The sequence below is a fragment of the Flavobacterium sp. Sd200 genome (assembly GCF_009826935.1).
Taxonomy (GTDB): Bacteria; Bacteroidota; Bacteroidia; order Flavobacteriales; family Flavobacteriaceae; genus Flavobacterium.
Map to the genome: position 1 here is coordinate 281,798 of NZ_WUMN01000003.1, position 23,925 is coordinate 305,722.

Consider the following 23,925-nt stretch of genomic DNA (forward strand, 5'->3'; position numbering starts at 1 on the left):
ATTTTATTTTTCAGGTCTTAGATATTTTCGCTGGCTGTAACCCTTTTTCATGTTACACCGAAATAAATGTAACTGTTCTTAATTGCTGCAAAATTAGAAATTATAGAACTGTTGAGTTGGAATCAAATGATATTGCCTAATAGTGAAATGAATAAATTAAAAGTTATGTTGGAATATTTAAACCTGCCCAAAATCATTGCTGTAGGTTTGGTACTTTTTATACCGATGCTGCTGCTGCTGCTAATATTAATGTATTGCCCGAGAGACCGCACAAGGTATGCTATGGACGAAATAAGGAAATTAATCAGGGCTTTCAAAAGCGGCAGCAAGCCATCCAATGGGAGGCCTTGATTTTTGCCGGATAATTTCATTAGATTATCTTTTCGCACCACAATTAGAAATTGTGAGGCTCAATTATTTGGACATCCCGCTGCTAGGGCAATGCGGCCTGCAAGGGCATTTTGATCATAATCGGTTTAATATTAGTCTTCCAGATTCCAATCAAGACCATTTATCTGTGCCCGGAAACTAATGATATTCTGTACCAGGTCCTCAAAGGAATGGCTTGCCCCAAATATCATTTGCTCCTGCATCACGGTATAATCTCTTTTCCATTTGGCGATGATCGCCTCGGGCGGTATGCAGTTAATGAATTCCGGTTTATGCCTGTCATAATCTATTCCCCTTATCGCCGTAATTGTGCGCCTGTGTGCTACGATTTCCTGATATAGTACCTTGTTTTCCAATATGTGTGGCCCATAGTTCGTAATTAGCCGGTCGACGTCATAGAGATGCCTGCTCAGGCGCTCTACCCGGATATTCTCTGATGGCTTTTGAAACTCTTCGTGCAGCAGGAAGATTTTCTCTAAAAGTGTTCTTTCAGGGTTTACGGTCGCTATCTCAAAAGGGGTGTCTGCAAAAGGAAGTTCCGGAAAATGTTTTGCTACAAGGCTTGAAATGCTACGATGGCTAAAAGGTTCACGTAGGGAGCGACTCCCAATCTCAACAAGCACGCGGGGTTCAATATACTCATTATACTCAAAGACATGGGGATAATATATTTCTATAACCAGCGGATCCTGATCGCTGTCTTTGCTTTCCCTTAGCTTTAGCTCAACGGGGATGCCGTTTTGCTCAAAAATCGATATCAGTTCAGGAAAGAATACCTCAGATATGTATTTGTAAGAGGCCTTTCGTAGTTTTTTGACCTGTGTTGGAGTCATAGGCCCTTCAAAGCCCAAGTATTTGCGGTCCAGAGCCAGGTCTATATCTTCTGAAAAGCGCTCAATCAGGTCCCAGGCCTTGCTCAGGGAAGTCCCTCCCTTGAAAACAAGGTGCGCCGAGAGTGTGCTGGAAAACATCAGGTTAAGGGTGGTGGTAACCCACCAGTCCTTTTCCACTGCTTGCGGTGTCATCCCGGTGCGTGCGGCAATTTCAGTATATACTTCTGCTTTTTCCTTGTCGGTAAGTTGTAACCAGTGCTGCATAGTGGTTAAGGTTTTTCAGGAAGTGCTTTTCTCATGATCTGTCGTATCCATTCCGGTGCTAATGCGATGTCACGCTCCAGGACTTCAGGTTTTTCTTTTTTGAGGAATTCGATAATTTTTGCTTCCTGTTCGGGGGTCACTTTATCTTTTTCCAGTACGCGCAGTGCCTGTATGGCAAGCCCGGTGAGTTCCCCTTCCACAGCGAGGTTTTTCGGGGTGGTTTTCTTAAACAGGATACTGCGTTTTCCCAGTTGTATTTTCCGGGCAGCACCATCGGTCAGGTATACTACGTTCATGGGAACCTGGGTTGATAGCCCGAGCATGTTAAGGGCGTAGGTACCTGTGGGAAGGATGCGTGCCCTGTCCCTTTTGGCAATGGCCTTAGCGATAACCTCCGTTGAAGGGGTCAATGGCTGGCCTAAGAGCTTGCTCATTTCCGGACGTGTATAGATGCCTCTTGCAATTCGGGTAAGCTCTCCTTTAGTTGCCAGTCGTTCCAGTGTCTTGTTAACGGTCTTAGCCATGGCTACGGCAATGAAGTCATCGACAAAAAAAATCCGGCCTCTTCGGTTTTTTTTTATCTTTGCTAAGATCTTATTTTCAATGCTTTCAGTCATATTATTAGCTTTAATCTTGTCGCAAATTTAGTAAATATTTGCGACAGAAAATAAAATTTCCCTCTTCTTTTCACTACTTGCTTTTTTAGTTAAAAAACTGTAACTTAGGGCTCAAGCGAGGCGGCGCTTGAGGGTTACAATACTATGCCATCGGGCATCCCTTTAAAGGGATGCCCGATGGCTAAAACCTAGTAAGGGTCATACGGAAGACTAGTCTTCCGTATGACCCTTACTGTAGTTATAATTATTTTTAAGTAAAGAGCAATCATCTATGAACGCAGGACTATTGGATTTCAAACTATTCAATTTTTACTATCGTTTAAGATGAAAAAAACACTCTATAATTATTATCAAGCAAGATTTAATAGAAATATTACAACACGATTTAATAGAAATATTACAACAAGATTTAATAGAAATACTAAAGTTTTAGATATAAGGTTTTCTGGGAATCAACAAGATTTCAAATATATTTTTTAAAAAAGTTCTCTATATATTTTATATATAATTGATGATTCTTTATTTGTCAAAATTATTATTGTTCACTGAATAATTTGTTCTTTTCCAGATACGTAAACAATGATTTAAAATAAAAAGCTTCAGGTTATAGAATAACCCGAAGCCTTTTTAAAATTGTGCAAAATGTTAGATGCTACTAGTACTGGCTATCATTTGCTCTACCTTCGCATAGGATATTTCAGGATTTGCACCCGGTTGTTCCGCTACTAATGCACCAGTGGCACATGCGAAGTTGAGGCTATATTGCGGGTTACTACCTTTAAGCAACCCGGCAATTAATGCTGCTAAGAAAGAATCACCTGCACCTACAGTGTCTGCCACCGTAGCCGGATACCCACCGCTGTAAATCAATTGACCGTCCCAAAGCAAAATGGCCCCATGTTTGCCTTTAGTTACACACAAGGCATTGGTTGCTGTTTTTTCAGAAATAAATTTGATATTTTCCTCTAAAGTGGTAAAGGTCGATCCGAGGCTGGCCGAAATTTCCAAAAGCTCTTCATCATTGAATTTTATAAAATCGGCTTTATTCATCAATGTTTCAAGTACTGGCGTTGTGTAATGCGGGTTCCTTAGATTGACATCAAAAACTTTATATACATCAGAATCTAAAAGTTGATTCAAGGCTTGGCGGCTTACTTCATCCCTGCACACAAGGCTTCCAAATATCAGTGCGTCCGCATTGGCAACCAGTTCTTTTGTATAATCATTTAACTCGATTTTATCCCATGCTGCCGGATAAGCAATAGTGTAGCTGGCTGACCCTCTTTCATTGACGGCAACCTGTACTACACCTGTAGGATAATTATCTATGATACTGATGCTCCTTGTGTCGAGACCCAGTCTCCTTATAAGGCTGATAATTTCAGTTCCGTTAGCATCATGGCCAACACTGCTAATCATTGATGCCTCACAACCTAATGTTTTTAAACGTAATGCTACATTTAGCGGGGCACCTCCTATTTTTTTTCCAGTTGGGAATTGATCCCATAGCACTTCGCCGAAGCACACGATATTTTTAGCCATTTTATTTATTGAACTTTAATTGGTTAAATTTTATTTTTTTTATTTCCCCACCGGGCCCTGTAATGGTAAGCTTGTCAAAAGGTTTGGATGTAAAAAAGATTTCAGTTAGTACCGTTTCACCGTCGTTATAAAAAATTTCGATGGAAGTCTTATCTAACAACACCCTGAAATTCCCTTCTTTTTGGACTTTGTCCAGGACAGCTTTGGTTACCGTGTTGGCAAATTTTTCTGAAAATGATTTTTTCCCCGCTACTGTTCTGTCAATAAATAAGAATTGCCCCTTGTTGTCCAATCCAAAAGTAAGTTTTTCGCCCGCCGCATTGGAAAGTACAAAACTGTAGATCCCTGACTTGAGGTTTCTAAGTTCTGCCTGTATATCAACAGCAGTAAAATCTATTGTTTCGCCCGTAGCAAGGGTTACAATATCCTTTACCTTAATCTTTTCTTTAACAAGTGTATTTGAACTATAGTTCTCAATTGCTTTTACAGGTGCTGTGAGTAGCCTGTAGCTGCCGTTAAATTTTTGCAGTTTTAATTCTCTGGGCACTGTCATGCTGCTTCGCCATCCCTGAGTTGGCACTACGGTAGCATAATCCCAGTTGCTCATCCAGCCAATCATTATCTTCCTGCCCTCTGAGTCAGGAACGTTGTTCCAGGTAACCCCGGCATAATTATCGCGGCCGTAGTCCAGCCAGGCTGCCTTTCCGTTTATTATCTTATCTTCAAATGATTTGTCAAGGCTGAAGGTCTTTCCATCAAAATTACCTATAAAATATTGTGTCCCTGAACCGCCGTTTGCACCTCCGGGGTTCAGGCTTTGCAACAGTACCCATTTGGTTTCGTTAGAGCCTTCTACTTTAAGCTGAAACAAGTCCGGGCATTCCCATACACCACCGTGCGCTCCGATACCCACTCCGAAATCAGAGAGGTACTTCCAGTCCTTCAGGTTATCAGAACTGTAGAATTGCGCCTTATCCTGCGCCGCAAGTACTAACACCCATTGGTTATGCTCGCTGTCCCAGGTAACTTTAGGATCCCTGAAATCTTTAATGCCTGGACTTTTGATTACGGGATTACCCTCATCGTACTTTGACCAGGTAAATCCATTATCCAATGAGTATGCTATACCCTGGCTTTGGGCATCCTTTCCCGCTTTTTCTAAGCTAGGGTCACAATAGGTAAATATTGCGACAACAGGAGCCGTTTTGCCGTCCCCAAATCCGGAAGTATTTTTAAGGTCAACAGTAGCACTGCCTGAAAATATGTAGCCAAACCGGTCAGGATATAATGCTATAGGTTGCTCTTCCCACTTTATAAGGTCCTTACTGGTAGCATGTCCCCAATGCATAGGCCCCCAAACATTTCCATAGGGCCAATACTGAAAATAGAGATGGTAAATGCCCTCTGAATAAAAAAGGCCATTTGGGTCATTCATCCAGTTTGCTTTTGGTGTAAAGTGAAAGTTAGGCCTATATTGAATTTCCTCAGCGCTTTGTTGCTGTTGCGCCTGTAGTGCTGCCGGCTGAAGGAAGATACAACTCAGTGCCAGGGGTAGCAGTTTTTTTATATTTATCATTTTGAAAGTGTTTATTATTATGGTTTGTTTTAGCCCTGTAGAATGTCCTCCCTTTAGTCTCCGGCACTGCAAATATTACGAAAATGAGCTGAAAGGCCATTATACCGATAAAAGACAGCAACACGGTTTGGGGGGAGACACCGTTTACGATTAGCGGAAGCGCTGAAGGAATTACCGCAGCGAGTATCCAGTGCACTGAGCTTCCCAAAGCCAGTCCGGAAGCCCGAACATTTACGGGAAACAATTCTGCAATAAATACCCATATTACCAGACCCTGCCCAATAGCATGTGATGCCATAAATACTGCAAGACAGATATAGAGTACTGCATTCCCCCATCCCGAATAAAAAGCTACCGCGGCACATCCAAAACTTGTAATGTAACCTACTGAGCCCAATAGCAGTAGCGGCCTTCGACCAACCTTATCGATTAAAAATAAGCCGATCACTGTAAAGATGAGATTTACGATGCCAATCGCTACTTTAAGGAAAGTTGCGTTTTCTCCTACACCTGCGCTTTCAAACAAGTCGCCGGCATAATACAACAGTACATTAATACCTGAAAGCTGATTGAAGAAGGCTATAAAGAAGGCAAGCAGTACCCTGTATTTGTACTTTTTCATAAAAATGGTCTCATAGCTGCCCATGCGTTCAAGTTGTTCACTGTTAGCCTCCTCACTCAGTTCACTACTTCGCAACGATTCCAATGCCTGCTGCGCTTCAGCATCCCTTTGCATCACGAAAAGCCACTTAGGACTTTCAGGGAGTAACAAGGTTGCCGCTGTAAAGGATAGTGCCATTAGCGTCTGCATGCCGAGCATCCAGCGCCATGTTTCGGGGGCGCTGTTTTCAAGTACCGCTGAAACAAGGAAAGCCGCAAGTATTCCGATTACAATATTCAATTGATATAAGCCGGTATTGCGTCCACGTATACGAGCGGGAGCAATTTCAGATATGTAGGATGGTGTGGCAAGGGTCGATGCCCCAATCCCTAAGCCACCTATGAATCTAAACAGACTGAAAGTATACGGATCCTTCGATAAAAGAGATCCTAATGCCGAAAGTACAAATAAAACCCCGATCCATGTCAGTGTTCTCTTCCTGCCTATGCTATTTAAAAGCAGGCTGCCGAAAAGGGCACCGACAACAATCCCCCATAAAGCCGTGGACATCACCAAAGAGGTATGTACTATAGCCGAAGACTGCCAAAGGTCACGCAACTGACGGTCAGCCCCGGAAATTAAAATTGTATCAAATCCGAAGATGAAGCCCGGCACAGTCGCTATTAGGGAACATGTAAAAATTTTGTTCATTTGGGTTCATTTATTGTCGCTAAAGTATCGGATAATTTAAACGGGGGCTTTAAGTAATGTTACTAAGCCGAAAAAAGTTTTGAAATTATTTTAATCGTTTTAATCAACTGTCAGGCAGTTGATTAAAACGATATAGTTCGCTGTGTATGCATAAACTGTAGCGTCTTATAACCAAAAAATACGATTTCGTTACCATTCAAATATCCTTCTCAAACGTTTTTTACAGCTTGGACTTATATTCCTTAGGAGAATATCCAAACTTATGTTTAAAGGCTGTTGAAAAATAATTAGGACTGGAGAAGCCTACCGTGTAAGCAATTTCAGAAATGGTAAAATCATTTGTTTTCAGGAGTTCTGCTGCCCGCTCCAGACGGATGTTGTTGATGTGGTCGCTTATACTCATGCCAAGTATTGCCTTTACCTTTCTGTACAGCTGTACGCGGGATACTTTTAAGTTTTCAGCCAGCTCCTCCACAGAGAAATCAGAATTATCCATATTGTTGAATATAATACCGTTCATTTTGGTAATGAATTCCTGTTCGGGAAAACCAAACTTGGTTTCAGGCTCTACTTTGTAAATATTGTTGGTATAGTAATAACGTAATTTTTCCCTGTTGTAGAGGAGGTTGCTCAAGGACTGTTTTACTATAGGCAGGCTGAAAGGTTTGGTCAGGTATTGGTCTATACCTGACTGCAGGCCTTTTATCATCGATTCCTCATTGCCCAATGCTGTAAGGATAATAATTGGGATGTGGGAGGTCCGTAAGTCTTTTTTCAGCTGCTTACTTATCTCAAAGCCGTCCTTACCGGCGAGGTTTACATCACAGATTATTATGTCCGGTACCGTTTCAAGGGCTTTTTCCAAAGCATCACTGCCATCTGAAGTAGTGACAGTATACTCGGTAGATAACTTATTTTTTAAAAAATTCAGGAGGTCAGTATTGTCTTCAATGATTAAGAGCGAATAGTTTTCATTATTTGCTGCAGGAAGCTTTTCAGCGATATCATACGTCTGACTATCCAGTATATAACCGGCTACTTTATAGTCGTCTTCAGATTGTAGGCCTACCTCATTTTCATTAAAATGGTGATGTCCTTTAGGCAGTTTAATGATGAATTCGGCGCCGGCTCCGGCAATAACTTCTATGGTTCCCTTGTGGAGCTCTATAAATTCTTTTGAAAGGTGCAGTCCAATACCAGAACTGTTCTTTTGGTTATTTGATGCCTTAAAAAAGGCAGTGAATACCGATGCTATCTCTTCCTGCGGTATCCCGATACCGGAATCTTTAAATCGCAATGCCACGTTGTCGCTTTCCTCGTATATACTAATAGCAATGGTACCATGGTCCGGTGTAAATTTGAAAGCGTTGGATAATAGGTTGAAATAGACTTTGTCCATAAGGTTCCGGTCTATAAAGGCATCCAATTTACCGGAAGGACAATCAAGGGTAAAATCAATATTACGCCTTTTGGCTTCCCCCGTGAAATTCCCCATCATATCACGCGAGAATTGGCATAGGTCTGTTTCGGTTGCCCGGATTGAAAACTTGTGTTCCTCAATCTTCCTGAAATCCAGTAACTGGTTGATCAAACGGAGTAAACGGTTACTGTTATTATGAATGAGCTTTAGTTCGTGTGCCAGTTTAGTACCCTTGATTTTATCCTCGTCAATGAGTGATTCCACATAACTGATAATCAGTGTAATCGGAGTTTTGAATTCATGTGAAAGGCCGGTAAAGAAATTTAGCTTTGCATCATTGCTCAGTCGCGCTATTTCGGCCATCTGTTCTATTTCTTCTTTTTGAGAAACTACGGTATGGTTTATCGTTTCCAGCTGGCGCTTCTTTCTTGAGATGGATACCGTAGAATACACACTGTATAACGCGAGACTGAAAATAATTACAAGGAATAATGAGAGCAGGCGCAAAAGGTTGCCCTGGGATGCATATTCCTGTTCTTGTACCTTTATGGCTCCCTGCTGTGATTCAATGACGGACTGTTGCTCATCTACCTTATCCATCTGATTCTCTATGATCTCTGCATTAAAGTGATCAATAAGGATAGTGTTTAGTATATTATTTTTTGATATTGCCTCTTTATTGTGAATTCTTTGGGCAAGCCTGATGGCCTCGTTTCCGCCTGAAGGGTAAAGGATTGTTGCCTGTAGCATTCCGTCTTTAACCAACTCGATGCCTCCGTTAGGGGTATTGAGTCCGTCAACACCTATAAATTTAATTTTATCTTCCAGCCCAAGGGTTTTCGCCGTTTCCCAGGCGCTCAAGGCCATGCGGTCATTATGTGCAAAAATATATTCAATATTGGGGTTAGCCCTTAACAGCTTGGTTAACGGTTCTTTTACGGATTCCTTTTCCCAATTTCCTGCAATGGTATGAAGGATGTGTACATGGCTGTTTGCGCGGACAACCTGATTAAAACCGAGGCTCCTCTCATAAGCAGGTGAAGAGCCGGTGGCACCCGTAATCTCAATAAGGTTTCCTGATCCCCTAAGATTTGACACGATGTATTTTGCTGCTGTCCTCCCAATTTCGACATTATCCGCGCCGAGGTATGCCGTATAGTTTTCTCCTTCAATTTTACGGTCTACCACTAATACCGGTATGCCAGCCCGGATTGATTTCTCGACCACGGCAGTAAGGGGTTTTGACTGTATTGGTGATACGATAATCACATCGACTTTTTTCGCAATGAAACTTTCAATATCCTGCACCTGTTTTTCGACGCTGTTTTTCGCATCGATAATTTCCAAATGTACTTCAGGCCTCAGGGAGGCTTCAACTTTCATAGAACGGTTCATTTGCTGCCTCCAATCATCGGTAGACATAGCCTGTGATACGGCTATGGAAATCGTATCATCCCCTTCGCGTTCTTTGCCACACGAGATAAGCGTGGCCAGGACCCCCGTAATAATTAGCCATAAAATGAAACTGCGCATATTAAGATTTTATAATACGCAATTTAAATTAATTTCTACCGCCTGATGTGCAATAATTGTTCAAAATTAATTTTAATATAATAATTTGTATCCTTTATGTGAAAAGTGTGTACAATTTGTCGCAATCGTTTGAACAGTCATTTGTTAAGCGATTCGCCAAATGGTATATTTAATGTATAAAAAGTGTAAAAATGGCATGTTACATTTTTAAAGGTGGGTGTTTTAAACCATTAAAATTGTAAAATATGCGCGTATTTGGTCAGGCTATCGCTTTGAACTACAACGTTTAAGTTTGCGTTATAATTTTCTACAACGATGTATCAGGAGTAAAGATATAATCTAATGTGCTTCGATACTTTTATAAAAAATTTAAGACAATGAAAAACGTATACTTACTCTTACTGGGTGCTGCCACCTTGGGCTGTAGTTCTTCCAAAGATGCAGCGAAGCCCCCGGTTGCCAGCGACCCTAATGTTGTACTCATGTTTGACTTTAACGAAGAAAGCGGGCAATCGGTTAAAGAATCCAAGACGGGCACAGCCCTTTCGATTGATCCTTCTCTGGGAAGTGCAGAGCGTATTGCCGGCGTGGAAGGCCAGGCCTTGCGGGTTAACGGTTATTATGGCTGGGCTACCGGCGCACCGGCTGCGAGCTATCCTGCCAAGGGTATTTGTATTTCCGGCTGGATTGCCCCTTCAGCATTCCCGCTGCATAGAAAAGACGCCGACCCTATAACTGAAAATACCAACGCCTCAATTTTTTCAAATATAAATCCTACGAATAGCACCGGTATTGCTTTAGGTATCAACCACCACGGAAGGATCATCGGGCAGTTCAAGGTTGGGGCGGCTATCCTTCAAATACTTTCGGATGAATATGTCACTTTAAAGGAGTGGAATTTTATAGCACTGAATGTGGACGCTCTACAGGGTACTGCTAAGCTGTACCTTAATGGTGTGGAGGTCGAGACCATTTCATTTGTTCCCGGTGACCTTCAATACAGCCCTGCCAGCCCGGTCTTTATCGGTAAGGAGTCAAAAGTAAAAACGGATGCAACTTTCGATACCAATGGGCTTACGGGCGCCATTGATGCTGTTGTTGTGTGGGCCAGGACGCTTACAACTACAGAGCTGCAGGCGCAGTACGCTGCGGCGAGCCCAAGTACACCCGACCTGAAAATTCCTATCGAGCAGCGTTTTGCGAGTGACTTCCACAGGCCAAAATACCATGCCATGCCAACTGCTGCCTGGACCAACGAACCCCATGGGCTTATCTATCTTGACGGTAAATACCATATTTTCAGCCAGCGGAATTTTAACGGGCCGTACTGGGGACACCTTAACTGGGGACATTTTGTAAGTGATGACCTTGTGAGCTGGGAGGAGAAAACCCAGGTTTTATGGCCTACACCAGGTTTTGACGAAGTTGGTGTTTGGTCCGGGCATGCTGTAGAAAGGAATGGCATTCCTTATATCTTCTATACAGGAGTTAACAAAACGAAAGCCGCAATTGGCCTTGCAACAGGAGACGCACCTTATGATACATGGACAAAAAACACTAATGCGATCATTTCCCAGGCACCGACCACAATGGCAAACGCTGATTTTAGGGATCCTTTTGTTTTTCAGAATGGCAACGACTGGTATATGATGGTAGGTACCGGTTTGCGTAATGGGGTATCCCGTGGTGGTCTTTTCTTATATAAATCAACATCAGAGGATTTTACACAATGGTCCCAGCAAGGGACAATGCTCGAAGGCACACCTGGCAGTGATGGTAGCGGTGATTTCTGGGAAATGCCGGTATACTATAATTTCGGCTCTAAGTCCATACTCCTGGTCAATAAATTGCCAAATGCAAATGCGCTCTACTGGACAGGGACGTTCAACGGTTCGCAGTTTGTGAGGGATAACGTTACACCACAGCGCCTGGATGTTATCAACTCACTACTATCGCCTGCGATACATACAGATGCAGATGGAAACCTTACTGCTATTGGCATTATTGCGGATGGGGTATCAACCGCCAAACAAAAAGAACAGGGCTGGGCACATACCTTTAGCCTTCCGCGTGTATGGACATTGGTAAACGACAAAATTGTCCAGGTTCCGCACCCTAATTTACTAAGCCTTCGGGGTGCATCGCAGAGTTTCAGCAACCTTAGCTTTGGTACTGCTGCTCCAAATGCTTTCAATGGTGCAACCGGTTCCCAGTATGAGATCGTGGCATCGCTACAAAAAGGATCGGCAACCAAAGTTGGCTTTTCGCTGCACAATGGTGCAGCTACAGGTGAAAAGACGTTGATTTATTACGATTATAATACCAGCAGCTTTGTAGTTGACCGCAGCAATTCATCCCTTCTGAGTGGCGTTCCTAAAAGTAACCAAGCATCTGCCTATGCCCTTCCTCCCGGTGATACAATCAACTGGCGTATTTTCGTAGATGCTTCGGTAATTGAGGTCTTTGTAAATGAAGAACTTGCTTTTGCCACAAGAGTTTTCCCTTCGGAGGGGAGTAATGGGATTGACTTGTACGCGCAAGGCGGTACTGCGGGTGCATCGAGCGTGACCATTTATAATGTGGAAGGTACAGGCGTTGTATCAGCATCACGAATGGCCAATGAAAAAAAAACGATAGACATTAACGTTTTTCCTAACCCTTCAGAACATGAATTTAACCTGCGTTTTGAAGACCTTGCAGGTGGCGCTTTTGTAAATGCTTATGTTGTCTCCAATACAGGTGTCCCAATAAAAAAAATTGAAGGGTTTCTGAACCCTGCCCACAATATCATAACATGGGATGGAACTGCCGAGGGTGGGGTTGATCCGCTGCCTGGGCTTTACCTTATAGTTGGATATATAAATTCAGAAATGTTTAGCATCAAGGTAATTAAAAAGTAAAGTTGCGCACTTTTGACTAACAGCCACTTTGGGGCTGACCAAGCAGTTGGCTATAACGTTGTAACAATATTTCATATATGTATCAAAATTTAAATTAAATTTTATACTACAACGTTTTAATTAAATTCAAGTATTTAAAAATCAGTTATTTAATAAAATGTTTCAAAATCGAAGCAAATAGTTCCAAACTTAAATTTATTAACAAATAATTAAGGGGTAATTTGAGCTATTAATCAATACCATCATGCAGAAAATCTTTTTTTATTCTATTGTTGCCTCTCTTGCGGGGTTTTTATTTGGGTTCGATACGGTCGTAATCTCGGGTGCCGATAAAGCGCTTCAAACGCTTTGGCATTCCAGCGACTTTTTCCATGGTTCTGTGGTGATGGCCATGGCATTATGGGGAACCGTTTTGGGTGCCATATTTGGGGGTATACCGGTCAACAGTTTAGGCAGGAAAAAAACACTGATCATCATTGGAGTATTGTTTGGAATATCCGCGATAGGTTCATCTTTGGCCAACGACCCCTATATTTTTGCCTTCTTCCGATTTTTAGGAGGCTTGGGCATCGGCGCATCAACTATTGCTGCCCCATCTTATATATCTGAAATTGCACCTGCAAAAGACCGTGGTCGCTATGTAGCATTCTACCAGTTTAATATTGTATTGGGTATCCTGCTTGCATTTCTTTCAAATTATCTTCTTAGTGACATTGGGGAGAATGCGTGGCGCTGGATGTTGGGTGTACAAGTTGTACCGTCATTACTTTATTTAGTGCTGGTAACCCGCATTCCTGAAAGCCCACGCTGGCTGGTATCAAAAGGAAGGGAACAGGAAGCCAAAACCATCTTCACGACCCTTCACAGTGGTGAGAATATTGAGGTGCTGATTAGTGATCTGCAGCAGGATGATAAAAACGCTTCCGCTACCGAATCAATATTTCACAAGCAATACCGCTTCCCGCTGATGCTGGCATTCCTTATCGCAATTTTCAACCAGCTTTCAGGTATCAATGCCTTTTTGTACTATGCTCCAAGGATTTTCGAGGAGGCGGGACTGGGCGCCGAAACCTCCCTTTTAAGCAGTATGGGCATTGGCGCGGTCAATCTCGTATTCACACTTATTGGCGTGGTACTGATTGATAAGCTGGGTAGGAAAAAATTGATGTTTATCGGTTCAATAGGTTACATCGTTTCCTTGTCACTGGTAGCAATGGCATTTACATACCAATGGTCCGGATTGGCTGTACCTGCTTTCCTTTTCATTTTTATTGCGGCGCACGCTATCGGACAGGGCGCTGTGATCTGGGTGTTTATCGCTGAAATATTCCCCAACCACCTCAGGGCCTCGGGACAGGCTTTTGGCAGTTCTGTGCATTGGGTCCTTGCGGCGGTAATTCCTTCACTGGTACCTTCTCTGATCACAACTATAGGAGCCGGAAACTTATTTATCTTTTTTGCCGTCATGATGGTCTTCCAATTGCTATTTGTGATCTTCATGATGCCGGAGACCAAAGGTATCTCCCTTGAGAACATTAATGAGAGCCTGAGAAAAAAATAATAAACATAACCAAATTTCAACAAATGAGTAAATACTACATTAAATTCAAAAGCTGCATATGGCTGCTGGGTATGCTGCTGTTTAGCCTGGTCTGTGCAGCACAGGACAGCACCATCAGCGGTACGGTGAAAGACAATACCGGCATGGGTATGCCGGGCGCTTCACTGGTTAACAGCCGCAACAATAAGAGCGCCGTTACAGACATTGACGGGAAATTCCAATTGCCTGCATCGGTTGGTGACAAAATCACGGTTACCTTTATCGGTTTTGAAGATTCCATTTTTACCGTTACAACCCAAAAGGTATATGAGATAACCCTTAAAGATACTGCCACACAGCTGGAAGACGTTGTTGTAACGGGGTACAGCAAAGAGCGAAAAGCGGACATTTCCGGTGCTATCACGGTGGTAAACGTAAGTGAGATGGCGCAGGAATCTACCCCTAACATCCTTACCGCATTGCAGGGAAGGGTTCCGGGTATCCAGGTAAATTCTGGCGGTACGCCAGGGGGTAACGATTCCCAGATTACCATCAGGGGGCTTACCACAGTAAACAGCGGCTCGGCACCTCTATGGGTTATAGACGGCGTTCAGACTACGAATCCGTCAGCCTTGAATCCGGAGGAGATTGAATCGATACAAGTACTTAAAGATGGTGCTTCGGCAGCCATTTACGGAACTTCGGCAGCTAACGGGGTTATCGTGGTTACCACGAAAAAGGGCAAAAAAGGGATCTCTGAATTTAACTTCAAGTCTGAGCTTACCTCGAACATGCTACGGGACAACATTAATGTACTGAATGCGCAGCAATGGGTCGATGTAAATTACCAGGCGCAGCTGGGTGCGGGTATCAGCGTACCTACCCATCCCGTTTTAATTAATAATGGTTCCGGGTTTACCATCCCGCAGTACCTTGACCCTAACGGCGTACAAACGGCGTCCAATACCGACTGGGTGGATGTGATTACCAACAACTCATTCTCGCACGACACCGGTCTGAGCTACCGTTTAGGAACCGACCGCCTAAGTTTGTATTCTGCGGTAAACTATGTAGAGGATAATGGTATACAGCGTTACACCAGCTATGACAGGCTTAACGCCCGTGTGAATGCTTCATTCAAGACATTTAAAAACAGGCTTACCATTGGCGAAAACTTTTTGTATTCAAAATTCAATGAGGTAAAAGCGAATGAATTTGAAAATGCTGTACTGCAAAATCCACTGATACCGGTGTATACCAACTTGGGTGATTACGCAGCGCCACTTGCGGGCGGCCTCCAGGATAAACCCAACCCCTTGGCTAACCTGTGGGGTAACCGGAATAATAAACAGGAGAACCAACGTATTTTAGGTAATGTCTATGCTGACCTCGCCATAGTGAAAGGGCTAACCTTCAATACCACACTAAATTTTGATTATGGGACGTTTAAATTTAATACTGCGTCAGAAGCCTTTTCTGTCAACGGCGCAATTCCTTCAACCTTTCAGAATATTACTACCGAAGCAACCGATAATGACTATCTGGCTACTATCTTTACCAACCGCCTGAATTACGAGGTAAATTTTGGCAGGCACAGGATTACAGCCCTGGTTGGTGTGGAAAACACAAGAAGGAAGGATAATTTCCATTCTGACTTAGTACGTGGTGTGGATATTACCGGGCCAGCGTACGTTGTACGCGATGACGCTGAATTCCAAACGGTAGTGGGTAAAGCCGAAGCCTATAAGCTATCGCAATTTGCGTCAGCAAAATATATTTTTGACGACCGCTACATCATTTCAGGAAGTATCAGGCGCGATGGTTCTTCGCGTTTTGGCCCATCGAATAAATATGCTTATTTTCCTGCAGCGTCAGTTGCATGGACTGCCAATAATGAACAGTTCCTGCGCGAAAGCAAGGTAATATCTAATTTAAAGCTGCGCGCCTCATGGGGGGTTAACGGTAACGACCAGATTGGTAATTACCTATACCTTTCAAGCTTCATTAATAACACGGTGGGTAACGTTGTAGAATATTCTGACTACGACCTTGACGGCGACGGATTTGGTTCGATTGGAGGTGTCCTTCAGACAAGGCAGGCCAATCCTGATATCAAGTGGGAAAAAACCGCACAGTACAATGCAGGCTTTGACCTGGGCTTTTTTGGCAACACGTTAACCCTGTCCGCCGATTATTTCATCAAAGATACCGATGACCTGATCCTTAACCCAATCGCCTTGTCTATTTCGGGAGAGTCTCAGCCGCCAACAATCAATGCCGGTTCTGTAACCAATAAAGGTTTTGAGGCTGTGCTGAGCTACCAGAGTGCCAATAAGGGGGATTTTACTTACGGGATTGACTTAAATTTTTCAACCTACAAAAATAATGTAGAAAGCCTGGATACGGAGTCCAACTTCTTATTGAATGGAGTTTCCATAACCCGCGCCGGTGCGCCTATAGCATCTTTTTATGGGCTTAAAGCCGACGGTATCTTCAGGACACCGGAAGAGGTTGCGGTGCATGCCGATCAACCTGGCAAAGGACTTGGTAGAATCCGTTACAGGGATATTAATGGTGACGGGGTGATTAATTCTGAAGACCGGACAATCATTGGTAACCCTCACCCGGACTTTATCTACGGTATTAATTTGCATGGGGCGTACAAGGGTTTTGACCTGTCACTGTACTTTGACGGAAAACAGGGCAATGACGTATACAATACCCAGCGCTACCTTGGCGACTTCGCTTACTTCGGCTACAATTACGGTACCAACACCCTGGATGCATGGTCGCCTTCAAATGCTAATTCTAACATCCCGGCGCTCTCTACCCTAAATAGTAATAACGAACTACAGCCTTCAAGCTATTATGTTGAAGATGGATCGTATGTACGCCTTAAGAATATTTCATTGGGCTACACACTGGGCGCTGAGCCTACCAAAGCTATAGGCCTGTCAAAGCTGCGCCTGTATTTAATGGCCCAAAACCTATTCTCAATCACATCTTTCACCGGTTTTGACTATGAAGTTTCGGGCTTAGGAGCTGGGGGCATTGGCGTAGCCGGTTACGGCATCCCGCATACAAAATCAGTAACATTTGGTATAAACGCAACTTTCTAATACGATGAAAAAGTATATAACTATAATTACAGGCATCGCGCTGGGGCTATCATTTCAGGGCTGTACAGACGATGCAGACCTTAAGGTAAGCGAATACAATGTGCTTTCTGAGAGCAACATTGACCCCGAGCAGCTTGTTGTCGCGGCGTATGGTGCATTAGACTACCGTTTTAATACAGGCCAAGGACGTGATGACCGTCCTTTTGACCACGCCCCTTCCAACTGGGCTTTCAGTGATATACGTAGCGGTGACGGTTATAAAGGTGGCGGTGGCACCGGGGATAACCCCGGGGGTGGCATGCACCAGCTGGAAACCCATAACCTTTTCCCTTCGAGTGAAAACGCCTATAACCTTTGGAGGGCCCTATATTTTGGCCTTAAAAGGGTCGACACGGCCTTAAGGACCATCAGCCAGAAAACCGAATCGGAGTTTCCCAATAAGAACATACGTATAGGCGAGCTAAAAGTACTGCGTGCCCATTTTTATTTTGAGGCCATGAAGAATTTTGGTTCTATCGTGTGGTATGATGAAAATACCCCTGCTGCTGATTTTAACAGTATCCCGAATACTTTTGACACGGAATTTATCTGGTCAAAAATAGAAGGTGACCTTACTGATGCCATCAACAGGCTGCCCAACACACAAGCAGATTTGGGAAGGGCAAACAAGGTCGTTGCACATGCGTACCTGTGCAAGGCGAAAATCTTCCAAAGTAAATGGGCAGAGGCTATTGTATCGGCCGATTATGTGATTAACTCTGGCCAGTACGCATTGGTTAGTAATATTGAACGCCTTTATTCCGATCCCGGCTACGGCAACAGTGAAAACGTCTTTGCCATACAATTTTCAATTAATGACGGTACAACCTATGGTAACGTGAATCTTGGCGATGTGCTAAATTCGCCTGACAGCCCTGGTGATGACCCCGCGCACCCGTACCTGAACGGTGATGATTTCCACAAGCCCTCACAATACATTGTAAATGCCTTTAAGGTTGGGGCTAACGGGTTGCCGCTTTTGGATAATTTCAATGCTTCCAATGTTACGGCCACCGACCTTGTTGACCCAAGACTTGACCACGCCATTGGAAGGCCAGGAATTACCTGGAAAAACTGGACGGCAATGCCACAACAGGCAAACTGGAGCAGGGATCCGGCGACGTATGGTTATTTTGTCCAAAAGAAAAATATGATCTATCCGAACTCACCGGGTTCTGCTTCCAATCCCCAAGGCTTCCCGTGGGCGTTAGGTAACCTGGATTTCCCTATCATTAAATACAGTGATGTGCTATTGTGGAAAGCCGAGGCGTCTATAGAAATCGGTGACGTGGCAACGGGGATTGGCCTTATTAATGAAATAAGGAACAGGGCCAAAAATTCGCCTTATGTGAAGGACTTTAACAATCCGTCTCAAAATGCTGCGAACTACCTTATAAATCCTTATCCAACAACGCTTACACAGGATGTGGCGCGTAAAGCATTACGTATGGAGCGCAGGCTCGAATTGGGTAATGAAGGGCATACTTTTTACGACCTGGTACGTTGGGGTATTGCCGTAGAACAGACAACGGAATATATCTCGGTAGAACAGACCAGGCGTTCCTACCTGCAAGGTGCGGCACTTGCCCCTTATGAGCAGTTCCTCCCGATACCTCAAATTGAAATTGATGCAAGTTCAGGCCTTTACCAGCAAAGGCAGGGTTATTAACATAAAAAATCAAACACCATGAAAGTATTAAAAACAAAAATCAGCCTCCTGTGCCTGCTATTGGCCACGAGCATCGGTATATTTACGGCCTGTTCTGATGATGACAATTTTTCGGATGCAGTGCCGGATTACTCCCAGGCTATTATCCAATCCTTTAAAATCGGCGATAAATACGCCGATATCAACCACACTACAGGCACCATAACCATGACCTTACCGGCGGGAACCAGCCTTTCAAGCCTTACACCGGAGATACGGTTGCCCGAAACTGCATCCGTAACACCAAACTCGGGTTCCGCAATCGATTTTTCAGCAGGCCCGGTAACCTTTGAAGTACGCTCTACCAATGGTGCGAAAAGGAACTATGTAGCCACTGTTGCGGCTTTTGGTGATCCCAAGATACTTTCGTTCTCCATTGGCGACAACGCGGGTATCATCGATTATACCGCAGGCACTATTAACGTTTCCATTGGTAGCCAGGACGGTGACATTACCAATCTTACCCCTGCTTTTGTAATTGCAGAAGGTACAACGGTGGATATTGCATCAGGTGTCGCGCAAAATTTTAGTAACCCTTTTGTTTATACGGTAACCTCTAATGATGGTTATACAGCAAAGCAATTTACAGTGCACGTAACACAGACAGCTGCTCCTTTAATTACAAGCTTTAGCATTAACGGCACTTCAGGTATCATTGACAATGCCACTGGTGATATTGTTTTGGTACTCCCTCCAGGAGCTAACTTATCGAGCCTTGCGCCGGATATTACCTTACCCGCTGGACAAACCGTGAGCCCCTCTTCGGGTAGTGCCCAAAATTTCAGCAGCGGGCCGGTTACCTATACTGTGACCAATTCTGAAGGACTAACGAAAGTATACCATGTTACGGTCCAGTCTGTACAACAGGACAAGGTAGCCTTTATCGCCCACGCAGCAACAATCAGCAGCATCAGCGAACCCGATACAAAAGCTGCTGCACTTTGGGCAGAAACAGAATATGGGGCAGATTTTAAATACATAACTGTTGATGATCTTTCACCGTTGGCCCTTGCCGATGTAAAGGTTATATTCTTTTACTACGACAATACGGATTCCAGCGACATGCCTGGCGGTGCACTTACTGGTTCACAAGTAAATATACTGGGTGACTTTGTAAAGGCAGGAGGAAATATGTTTATAGCAGGCCTTGCAAACACCTATATTGATAATATGGGCCGGATACCGTACAACCCTACAACAATAGGTACAGGAGCCGGTACTACGAACAATGAATACTGGGGTCTGAACAATAGCGTAGGAAAACCTACGAATGTTACGGGGCATCCGCTCTTTACAAATATTACACCGACCAATGTTAGAAACACTGCCGGTGAAACCTTCAGCTGGACCTTCATTCCTCTGCTTGACGATGGTTACAAAGAAGACCATAATGCGGTATGGGACCTTGGCGGCATCCCTGACCTTACACTTCCGCATTGCAGCACGCCAAGGGGTGCCGAGTTCGAGGCCTTGACCCACTGTACTATATTGGCGGATTGGCAGTTCATACCGGATATGTGCGTTGTAGTTGCAGCAGAGTGGCATCCATTTGGAGTTTGGCAGGGAAAAATTATATCGGTTGGCGCTGCGTCGTACGAATGGGAAATTAACGATGGCGGAAATAACCAATTCGATAACAACGTGAAACAGCTTACCCGTAATGCAATTAACTATTTATTGGATTAATACTACGATATGAAAATGAACATTAGAAAATTACACAGCGCGGGAGTATTTATCCTGCTGATGATAACAGGGCTGCTCGTATCGTGTGAAGAGCGAAGCAATTTCGATGAAGACCTGCCGACGACGTTAAATATAATACAGTCGGCAAAAGTGGGTGAAACAGCCGCCACCATTGACGATCTGTCGGGCATTATCAATTTCGTACTACCCTCGGGAACCAATCCCCAGGCAGTGGAACTGGTTTTTACAGCTCCGGAAGGCGTAGAAATTTTTCCTGCCTCGGGCAGTACTGTTGACCTTACCTCACCTTTAGAGGTAACGGCAAAAGTGGGCAACAATACACGCCACTATATTATTAATGCCCGTGTGTTACCGAATCAGGTGGCGTTTATTGGCAATGCCGCCACTATTGATGGCATTGAAGAAGATGACATAAAAGCAGCGGCATTGTGGACACAGGAAACTTACGGCAGTGATTTTATCTATATTCCTTATTCGGACCTTACGATTGAGGCACTGCATTCGGTAAATGTGTTGTTCTTCTTCTATGATAATGTAGGGTCTTCTGCACTTCCTGAAGATATTATAGCAAAGCGCAATGTACTGACCCAATTTGTGGCTGAAGGCGGCAAAATGCTCCTTGGCGGCATGGGAACGACCCTTGCCTCTGTGATTGGGCGTGACCAAAGCGGGCTGCTGACCATCCGTGATAACGGGGTAGGTTCGGTTAACCCGGATACCTGGCAGATCGATGGTGGGGTAAATTTCCAGAACGACCAGCGTAGCCATCCTATTTACAATTTTACTGAGACTATCCCGACGGATCCCAGCGGTTACTTCCCAATCATTAACCCGGGGTTCAAAGAAAACCACAACAACCTTTGGGACCTTGCACCGTTATTAGGGCCGGGTCACCAAGTTGGGCAATTTGCTGAATTTGAAAACCTGTACGGCGGTAAAGTACTTGCGGTATGGAGTGGCGTAACGGATGAATGCTGCCCGGGCATCATCGAGTTCAAACCAACCTCGGTATACACGGGAACCATTATTGCTATCGGGGCCGGTGGTATGGAGTGGAATATGAACGATGGCAGGGTCAATACCTATGCAGGTGTAATCCGTGGCATTTACAGGAATTCAATAGATTATTTACGTACACGATAACAATAGAACGATTTGACTTAGCGGGTTAAAATTTTCCTGGCCATTTTGGGTTATGGCACGGAAAGATCGGGAAGTAGCGAAAGCATTCCTGATGAGTTAGTTTGGGTTAAGTTTAGCCAGGGTGCCCGTTGCGCCCTGGCTTTTTTATTCATTATAAATTTTAGTATTATGGCAACATATAAATTACGATATAATCTAACGTGGGGCGTAGTGCTTTTTTTAGGCTACCATTGTTGGGCTCAGGAAGTGAAAGGCACATTTACAGAAAAATACAGGCCGCAGTACCACTTTTCACTACCAAAGGGCTGGATTAATGACCCTACCGGCATGATCTATTACAAGGATTGGTACTACCTCAACTACGGCACTGGAAAAACTAAGGATTTTGTCCATTGGGAGTTTGGCATGCCAAAATTTCAAAAACAGGAAGGTATCGGCATGATGTCAGGCTCGGCCGTTGTAGACTACAACAATACGTCCGGGTTCGGCACGAAAAGCAATCCGCCTATTGTGGCGATTTATTCAGAACTCCGGCATTCGGACATTATGCAGTTCCAGTCGGTGGCCTATAGCCTCGACGGTGGCAACACATTCACGGCATACGACAAAAACCCGGTAATTGATATTAACAATACCGAGTTCCGGGATCCGCAGGTATTCTGGCACGAACCGACAAAAAAATGGATTATGGCCGTTGCGCTGGCAGAAGCGACAAAGGTGCGCCTTTACGGTTCAACGGATTTAAAAGAATGGACATTCCTCAGTGATTTCGGCCCTTATGGTGCCAGGGGCGGTGTTTGGGAATGTCCCGACCTGTTCCCCCTTGCGGTCAACGGTGACCCGCGACACATCAAGTGGGTGATGCAGGTGGGTGTGCAACCCGTAAACGGCCAGTATTTTGTGGGGGATTTTGATGGCACCTCCTTTACGATAGACCCAGCGTATGAAAAACAGGTAGCCTATAAAAAATATATGCCGTCGGGTATTGTGGTCTTTGATTTTGAAAATGGTTTAAGCGGCTGGGAAATTGACGGCGATGCTTTTGCTTCTTCGCCAGCGCAGGGCCACTTGGAAAACCAGGGCGCCATCTTGAACAAGGAAGGCAACAGCATTATTAACACGTTCCACAATCGCGATGCCGGCACGGGCAGGGCACTCTCCCCCGAATTTACCATCAGCGATGCCTTTCTGAATTTCCTTATCGGCGGTGGCAACCGTCCCGGCAAAGAAAGCATCAACCTCATCATTAATGGTAAAACGGTACGGTCTTCTACCGGTAAAAACACGGAAACGTTAACCTGGACCGGTTGGGATGTAAATGAATTTAAGGATAAAAAAGCGAGAATCGAGATTGTCGATAATTTTGCAGGTGATTTTGGCCATATACTGGCTGACCATTTTATGCTGGGCGGCAGCCTGGCAGAAAACCAGCTGGAAGTAGCGCCTTGGATTGACTACGGGCCTGATTTTTATGCCGTGCGTTCCTGGAGCAACATGAAGCCTGGGGATGACCGGCGTGTATGGATTGCCTGGATGAGCAACTGGCTGTATGCCCATGAAGTGCCAACCACGCCTTTTAAAGGCATCCAGTCGTTACCGCGCTCGTTGGCTTTGGATTATAAAGATGGCCGCTATACACTTTTGCAGCAACCCGTACAGGAACTTACAGCCTTACGTGAAAAACACAAGCAGGCAAAAGGTGTAAAAGCGGCACCGGGAAAAGCGGTTCCCCTTCCTTCTCCCTCGCGCAACAACTACGAACTTCAGGCAACCATTGAGCCCGGTGGCAGCGCAAAAGCAGGTTTCAACCTCTGTGTAGGCAAAAGCCAGAAAGCCGTGGTATATTTTGATGCCAAAACCAATGAACTTGTTTTTGACCGTACGCAATCAGGAGCGACCGGTTTTAGTACTTCATTTCCGGGCGTGTACAGGGCGCCACTTGTTGCCAAAGGTAAACAAATCAGCTTACAGATATTTGTTGATGCCTGTTCTGTGGAAATTTTTGCTAATGGCGGTGCGACCACCTTATCAGCGCTCATCTTCCCGGACGCTGAGGGAACGGGCATTGAGTTTTTCAGCGAGGGAGGATCGGCAGTGTTGTCTTCACTTGACCTGTGGGAGCTTCGTTCGGTTTGGAAATAAAGCATAAATATATACTGCGGTATTGCAGCAGGTTTGCGGGTTAGCAGTGCCGATTGCCTGCAATCGCAAAAAAAACGTCCCCTGCGATGGCGCGAGCCATTGCTGGGGACTTCCTGTTTTAAGCGCCGCACGGCTTTTCC

14 protein-coding genes are annotated in these 23,925 nt (G+C 44.3%); 8 read left to right on the forward strand and 6 right to left on the reverse strand.

The genetic code is table 11. The annotated features are described in order from the left end of the window. The first annotated feature begins 165 nt into the window (after positions 1 to 165). Positions 166 to 351: a hypothetical protein gene (locus GR160_RS10485; protein ID WP_160749820.1), complete on the forward strand. Its 186-nt coding sequence runs from the start codon at positions 166 to 168 to the stop codon at positions 349 to 351. 131 nt (positions 352 to 482) lie between these two features. Here the strand turns inward: GR160_RS10485 and GR160_RS10490 are convergent, their stop codons facing one another. From GR160_RS10490 to GR160_RS10515, 6 genes are all read right to left on the reverse strand, one after another. Then, on the reverse strand, positions 483 to 1,487 hold the full coding sequence (locus GR160_RS10490) for a nucleotidyl transferase AbiEii/AbiGii toxin family protein (RefSeq protein WP_160749821.1): 1,005 nt from the start codon (positions 1,485 to 1,487) through the stop codon (positions 483 to 485). A 5-nt stretch (positions 1,488 to 1,492) separates the two neighbouring features. After that, complete coding sequence (locus GR160_RS10495) at positions 1,493 to 2,104, reverse strand: DUF6088 family protein (RefSeq protein ID WP_160749822.1); 612 nt, start codon at positions 2,102 to 2,104, stop codon at positions 1,493 to 1,495. Positions 2,105 to 2,749: 645 nt separating this feature from the next. Further along, on the reverse strand, positions 2,750 to 3,631 hold the full coding sequence (locus GR160_RS10500; protein WP_370519213.1) for a carbohydrate kinase family protein: 882 nt from the start codon (positions 3,629 to 3,631) through the stop codon (positions 2,750 to 2,752). Between the two features lie 16 nt (positions 3,632 to 3,647). Then, entirely contained in the window at positions 3,648 to 5,222 is a 1,575-nt protein-coding gene (locus GR160_RS10505) for a glycoside hydrolase family 32 protein (protein WP_160749824.1), read from the reverse strand. After that, positions 5,131 to 6,534, reverse strand: a complete 1,404-nt coding sequence (locus tag GR160_RS10510; RefSeq protein WP_160749825.1) for a sugar porter family MFS transporter — start codon at positions 6,532 to 6,534, stop codon at positions 5,131 to 5,133. The genes GR160_RS10505 and GR160_RS10510 overlap by 92 nt, the downstream gene beginning before the upstream one ends. 220 nt (positions 6,535 to 6,754) lie before the next feature. Next, positions 6,755 to 9,487, reverse strand: a complete 2,733-nt coding sequence (locus GR160_RS10515; RefSeq protein ID WP_160749826.1) for a substrate-binding domain-containing protein — start codon at positions 9,485 to 9,487, stop codon at positions 6,755 to 6,757. A 377-nt stretch (positions 9,488 to 9,864) separates the two neighbouring features. Between GR160_RS10515 and GR160_RS10520 the strand changes: the two genes are divergently transcribed. From GR160_RS10520 to GR160_RS10550, 7 genes are all read left to right on the forward strand, one after another. Further along, positions 9,865 to 12,387, forward strand: a complete 2,523-nt coding sequence (locus GR160_RS10520; RefSeq protein WP_160749827.1) for a GH32 C-terminal domain-containing protein — start codon at positions 9,865 to 9,867, stop codon at positions 12,385 to 12,387. 244 nt (positions 12,388 to 12,631) lie between these two features. Then, positions 12,632 to 13,948 carry a sugar porter family MFS transporter gene (locus GR160_RS10525; RefSeq protein WP_160749828.1) on the forward strand — a complete coding sequence of 439 codons (1,317 nt, stop codon included), beginning with the start codon at positions 12,632 to 12,634 and terminating at the stop codon, positions 13,946 to 13,948. A gap of 23 nt (positions 13,949 to 13,971) precedes the next feature. Then, positions 13,972 to 17,046 carry a TonB-dependent receptor gene (locus GR160_RS10530; RefSeq protein WP_160749829.1) on the forward strand — a complete coding sequence of 1,025 codons (3,075 nt, stop codon included), beginning with the start codon at positions 13,972 to 13,974 and terminating at the stop codon, positions 17,044 to 17,046. A 4-nt stretch (positions 17,047 to 17,050) separates the two neighbouring features. Continuing rightward, positions 17,051 to 18,754, forward strand: a complete 1,704-nt coding sequence (locus GR160_RS10535) for a RagB/SusD family nutrient uptake outer membrane protein (RefSeq protein WP_160749830.1) — start codon at positions 17,051 to 17,053, stop codon at positions 18,752 to 18,754. Between the two features lie 18 nt (positions 18,755 to 18,772). Continuing rightward, positions 18,773 to 20,479 (forward strand): DUF4960 domain-containing protein, encoded by a 1,707-nt coding sequence (locus GR160_RS10540; protein WP_160749831.1) that lies wholly within the window; start codon positions 18,773 to 18,775, stop codon positions 20,477 to 20,479. A 9-nt stretch (positions 20,480 to 20,488) separates the two neighbouring features. Next, positions 20,489 to 21,643, forward strand: a complete 1,155-nt coding sequence (locus GR160_RS10545; RefSeq protein ID WP_160749832.1) for a DUF4960 domain-containing protein — start codon at positions 20,489 to 20,491, stop codon at positions 21,641 to 21,643. Positions 21,644 to 21,811: 168 nt separating this feature from the next. After that, a complete protein-coding gene (locus tag GR160_RS10550) occupies positions 21,812 to 23,785 on the forward strand; it encodes a glycoside hydrolase family 32 protein (protein ID WP_160749833.1) in 1,974 nt (657 codons plus the stop codon). Positions 23,786 to 23,925: the final 140 nt, after the last annotated feature.